This window comes from Skermanella sp., assembly GCF_059503625.1.
Window position 1 is genome coordinate 4,373 of record NZ_JCACHA010000836.1, and the last position, 4,230, is coordinate 8,602.

Genomic DNA, 4,230 nt, shown 5'->3' on the forward strand with positions numbered 1-4,230 from the left:
ACCAAGAGGGTGACAATAAGGGCCGCCAGGATTTTATTAGCCTGGGGTTGCTTCAGATAATCAAGATAGTTGTGAATGCTGCCGATCAGATCGAAGCTGGCGGAAAAAAAGAATGTCAGTACGCAAGCACTGAGAATGACAACACGATCACGACGTTCCGTCCCAAGCAAGGCTCTTATACTCCAGTCGGTCTGTTGTGTACGAGTGATTGACGATCTGATATTCCGGTCATTGGCGGGTAGAATGCCCCGAGAGCATTAAAATCCACTTATAACTGTCGGCGAGGACGTCGGAGTAGAGTTTTTCGGCTCTTGGTCCGCAGCGTTCTGCTCCATTCCACGTGACAGGGTCAGGATTACCGTCGTACCAGCGTCAGGAGTGGTGGAAATCGCAAGACTGTCCTCTTGAACCTCCATCAGTCGCCAGCACAGAGCCAAGCCGATACCGATCCCAGTGTCACTGATCTGAACCCTGATACGATCCGGCTCGACTTCCGCGGCGACCACAACCCGCCCGCCGGTGGTTGTGCACTTGATGGCGTTGGAAAGAAGGTTCAGCAATGCCTATTGGATCGGCTGCTCATCATCTAAACTTCGTGTTGGGTGGTTTCTCAAAGCCGGTCAGTGCGAAGAGGTGGCTGACGTAATTCTAATCCACCACCCAGAAAGCTTTTTTGTAGCTGCCTGCGGTGGAACGAAGGAATAACTTGCGAAGGCTTGAGCGGAGTCGGGGAACCGGCCCTGCCCTCCGACCAAAGAGGTATCCCATGCATGGCGGAACCCTCGCCGGCTTGGTCTGCCTTGGGACTTTGTTAGTTCAGGGCGACCTTGCCGCTCAGATCGAAACCGACGTGAACATCGCGACCGGCCTCGACGTCTCGGACTCCATTGGCGGTCATGAGGAATGGCTGGAGCGGGTCGGAACCGCCCGTGGTCTCGCGTCCCAATCCTTCACCAAGGCCGTTCTGTCGGGTCGCCATGGCCGGGTGGGCGTCGCGGTCTTCGCCTGGAGCAGCCAGGGTTGTCCCTTGCTGATGGACTGGAATGTTATAGGCACCATAGATGACGCCGCTCAGATCGCCAACAAGCTGGAGGCGATGCCACTGATCGACTTCAGGCGTGACGTCGCCCGTCGCCACCAAGACCGGTCTGTCGGCGAGGACCATTTGACGGACCTGACCAAGGCCATTGATTGCGGGCGGAAGCTCCTGACCGATGCTCCCTTCCGGGCAGAGCGGCCGGTGCTGAACATCGTGGGCGACGGTGTTGACAACTTCAGCGAAGACTCCGACGCGGCTCGGGATCGGGCGTTCGCCGCTGGTATCACAGTGAACGGCGTCGTCATCAACGGCAACCCTGATGTCGTCGGCCATTACCGGGATCATGTCATCGCTGGGGACGGGGCCTTCGTCATGGACATTACCGACCCAACCACGGTGTTCGATGCCGTGGTGAGAAAGTTCCTGCTGGACATCGCTTCCGCTGTCCAATGAGGATGGGTCCGCGAGTGGAACCCACCCTCGGCGTTTGTTATTGAGCGATGTTCCAGGTGTGCAGGCTGGTCTTCCAGGCGTCGCCCTGACGTTCCAGCATCTTCACGACACTACCCTTGTAGATCTCCGGCTTACCGTCCTTGTCCTTGCCGGTGGCCTGCCACTTGCCGGCCACCATTGCCTTGTCACCCGCCTCCTCGACCTGGACCGTCTCGATCTTGTGATCGGTGATCCCGGCATCGATAAAGGACTGGAAGAATGCCTGAATATCCTTCTCACCCGACACGACCTTGTCGGCCGGCGGCAGCAGCTTGGCGTCGCTAGTATAGAGCTTGGCCACGGCGGCGGCATCACCCTTATTGAAGGCTTGATTCCATTGAGCATTTCCCGCTTCGACGGTGCTGCGAAGATCCTCAGCCCAGGCCGGAGGTGCAAGCATAGCCAAGCCGATCAGGATGCCAAGATGCCAACGAGACTTCATGTTTCACTCCATCGCTATCAATAATTCAACCTGCTGTACTGACCCGTTGCTCAAGATTGATCAACGGTCGATGTATTCTCTACGCTTTTGAGAGAAAGGTAAGTAATTAGAAGGCAATGTACTTCTGATATGATATGGGGATCGATCTATCGGCAGGTCTCGTCCGAGCAGTTTTCTACGAAGGTCCATGAGCCGGGCCAAGGACAGGCGGACGGAACGGCTTCATCCCAGGTTCTAGTGGACGTCCAGTCGACGGCACTGAAATCGCCTCTCAGCGTATTTCAACCGTCGCCGATGATGCTGGCATCTAGGAAGCCATATTGCCCCTCGCCTGTCACACCGACCCGGCGATAGCAGGCTGATGCATTCCGGGATGTATGGATGAGGCGGAAATGTTCGTTTTAAAAGGCGGCGAGCCGAGGTCTGCCAGAACTCGGCCACGTCGGCACGATAAACGTACTGAGCAGTCATAAACGGCTGCTTCAGCAGCTATCGGATCTCACGGATTGAAGCCGCCGTCCGATAGCGTACCGGATCTCGGCCACCAGTTCCCCGAGTTGTTCTCTGTACTGACCGGCTGCATCAGGGTTACCAGGAGAAGCCGGTACGAGCCGCCGGATCCTGTTGTGGAGAATGAGCAGCACTTCGAGACTCGGTTCTCGAGACCGCGACTCACAACAGGACATATATGATGGCTGCTTATGCAGCCACTCTCGGCTGAACTGCCGTTGGCTGCTGACCAGACCGGCGACGTGAAGGAAATCATAGATCAGGCGAAGGGTCATGATGCCAACCTGCTTTTTATCTGGCTGATGAACCCGTTGATCTGTGCTGCTGAGCGGTTCGCAACGATTACGCTCTGATCGATACCATACCGATGAATTGCTCGGAGCCTAACAGCATCTTGTCTCTTGCCAACGGCCACTGCAATCTGCTCGTCCGGTAATTCCTCGACGCTGTACGGTCCAACCGCCTTGGCCTCAAGCCAAGCTAGCACCCGTTGTCGATGGTCCGGCAGGACCACAAAAGAACAGGAAATGGAAAACTCCGTTTCCATGGTGGCGATCAAACTTCCCAACCAGCCTCCTTGCGGGATCGGGGCAGATCCTGGATTGAGTCTCCATATAGTCTGCACGTCTTTCATCATGTCCTCCTTGTTATGAACGGCTGCTTCGGCAGCCGAGTCTATTTATCCCGGAACGTCATCCGTGCGGCTGCCCAGGCAGTCACCTGGGTGAGACCGCCGTCAGCCTGGAAAACCACGGGGATCCTCTGGTGCCGGACGGCAGTGGGGATCGTGATGACGTAGTGTCCCTGACGTAGTCAATGCCTCGGCCGTGACGGCATGGTGGCCGGCTGCGTCCGCGGCATCACATGCGGGGCCGCAATGTGGCGGACCCATCATGGCAACCGGTCGACAAGGGGGAGCAATGCCATTCAACAGTGGGGAATGGGGATACTGGGTGTGGCCGGAGATCCTCGACCGGCTTCGTGGCGAGGCCCGGCGACTAGGGCTGGAACACTGCGTCACCACAACGCGGAGCGATATGGCCTTTGCCATCTGGTTCCATGAGGAGGGCGACGCCCGCTTGCTCTAGGAGGTCATGCCGGCCAACGATGGCCCTATCGGCCGGCGGGTAGTGTGTCCTCAGTCTCTGGATGCTGACCGAGGACAATTGGCTGTTCGACGGGTATGAGAACCCGGCTCCGATGCCCGTCAGGCGACGCACCATGGGCGACAGAGAGGGTGCGGACAAACCGAGTCACGCAGGCCAGACGGTCGGCAAACGGAAGATCGTGGGGGAGGTGGAGCCGTTGTCGGTGTGGAGCGATCCCGATAATCCCCCGATCTCGCCAGGGGCGAAGCTGGAGCAGTATGAACCGCATTTCCGGCGTCGCAAGGCAGCGTTCAATGCCAAGCGGGCGGCGGCCCGGCAGGTTTTCCGAGACAGCGAAGCCAGTAGGGGCAGGCATCGGCGTTCAGCTTCGTAGCAGTGAGGATCTGGGGCGGGATTATACTGGCGAACCGATCACAGGTCCGGCAGCAGAAGTGCCATGAATCACCGACATCACTCTTGAGTCGCATGTCAGGTGATGAATCGCAGCCTTTCACCCGCAACGCCTAACCAGTGACCCCTCGTAGAACTCCAGTCCTGGCGACCACTGGTTCGGCTTTTGGATCTTCAGGTGATCCTCAGCCGCCTGGATTGCGGCAATCAGTTCCCGTCCGGAGTATGGTTTCCGCAAGTATCCAACG

At 57.7% G+C, this 4,230-nt stretch carries 7 protein-coding genes; 3 read left to right on the plus strand and 4 right to left on the minus strand.

The window, feature by feature from the left end:
* Positions 1–257: 257 nt before the first annotated feature.
* Positions 258–560, minus strand: a complete 303-nt coding sequence (locus AC5JJ6_RS30195; protein WP_496045606.1) for an ATP-binding protein — start codon at positions 558–560, stop codon at positions 258–260.
* 206 nt (positions 561–766) lie between these two features.
* Between AC5JJ6_RS30195 and AC5JJ6_RS30200 the strand changes: the two genes are divergently transcribed.
* Positions 767–1,492, plus strand: a complete 726-nt coding sequence (locus tag AC5JJ6_RS30200; protein WP_496045607.1) for a DUF1194 domain-containing protein — start codon at positions 767–769, stop codon at positions 1,490–1,492.
* A gap of 37 nt (positions 1,493–1,529) precedes the next feature.
* On the opposite strand, the gene AC5JJ6_RS30205 is transcribed toward AC5JJ6_RS30200, so the two are convergent.
* The 3 genes from AC5JJ6_RS30205 to AC5JJ6_RS30215 all read right to left on the minus strand — a co-directional run bounded on the left by AC5JJ6_RS30205 (position 1,530) and on the right by AC5JJ6_RS30215 (position 3,117).
* Positions 1,530–1,973, minus strand: coding sequence for a YybH family protein (locus AC5JJ6_RS30205; RefSeq protein WP_496045608.1), 444 nt, complete (start codon positions 1,971–1,973; stop codon positions 1,530–1,532).
* Positions 1,974–2,455: 482 nt separating this feature from the next.
* Complete coding sequence (locus AC5JJ6_RS30210; protein WP_496045609.1) at positions 2,456–2,758, minus strand: DUF6626 family protein; 303 nt, start codon at positions 2,756–2,758, stop codon at positions 2,456–2,458.
* Complete coding sequence (locus tag AC5JJ6_RS30215; protein ID WP_496045610.1) at positions 2,755–3,117, minus strand: hypothetical protein; 363 nt, start codon at positions 3,115–3,117, stop codon at positions 2,755–2,757. The genes AC5JJ6_RS30210 and AC5JJ6_RS30215 overlap by 4 nt, the downstream gene beginning before the upstream one ends.
* Positions 3,118–3,403: 286 nt before the next feature.
* On the opposite strand from AC5JJ6_RS30215, the gene AC5JJ6_RS30220 reads away from it, so the two are divergent.
* Together AC5JJ6_RS30220 and AC5JJ6_RS30225 are read left to right on the plus strand one after the other, a co-directional pair.
* Complete coding sequence (locus tag AC5JJ6_RS30220) at positions 3,404–3,571, plus strand: hypothetical protein (protein WP_496045611.1); 168 nt, start codon at positions 3,404–3,406, stop codon at positions 3,569–3,571.
* A gap of 61 nt (positions 3,572–3,632) precedes the next feature.
* On the plus strand, positions 3,633–3,965 hold the full coding sequence (locus AC5JJ6_RS30225) for a hypothetical protein (protein ID WP_496045612.1): 333 nt from the start codon (positions 3,633–3,635) through the stop codon (positions 3,963–3,965).
* Positions 3,966–4,230 lie beyond the last annotated feature (265 nt).

Coding starts and splice junctions, on each gene's coding strand:
- AC5JJ6_RS30215 (WP_496045610.1), bottom strand. CDS start 3,117: ATGAAAGACGTGCAGACTATATGGAGACTCAATCCAGGATCTGCCCCG.
- AC5JJ6_RS30200 (WP_496045607.1), top strand. CDS start 767: ATGCATGGCGGAACCCTCGCCGGCTTGGTCTGCCTTGGGACTTTGTTA.
- AC5JJ6_RS30220 (WP_496045611.1), top strand. CDS start 3,404: ATGCCATTCAACAGTGGGGAATGGGGATACTGGGTGTGGCCGGAGATC.
- AC5JJ6_RS30205 (WP_496045608.1), bottom strand. CDS start 1,973: ATGAAGTCTCGTTGGCATCTTGGCATCCTGATCGGCTTGGCTATGCTT.
- AC5JJ6_RS30210 (WP_496045609.1), bottom strand. CDS start 2,758: ATGACCCTTCGCCTGATCTATGATTTCCTTCACGTCGCCGGTCTGGTC.
- AC5JJ6_RS30225 (WP_496045612.1), top strand. CDS start 3,633: ATGCTGACCGAGGACAATTGGCTGTTCGACGGGTATGAGAACCCGGCT.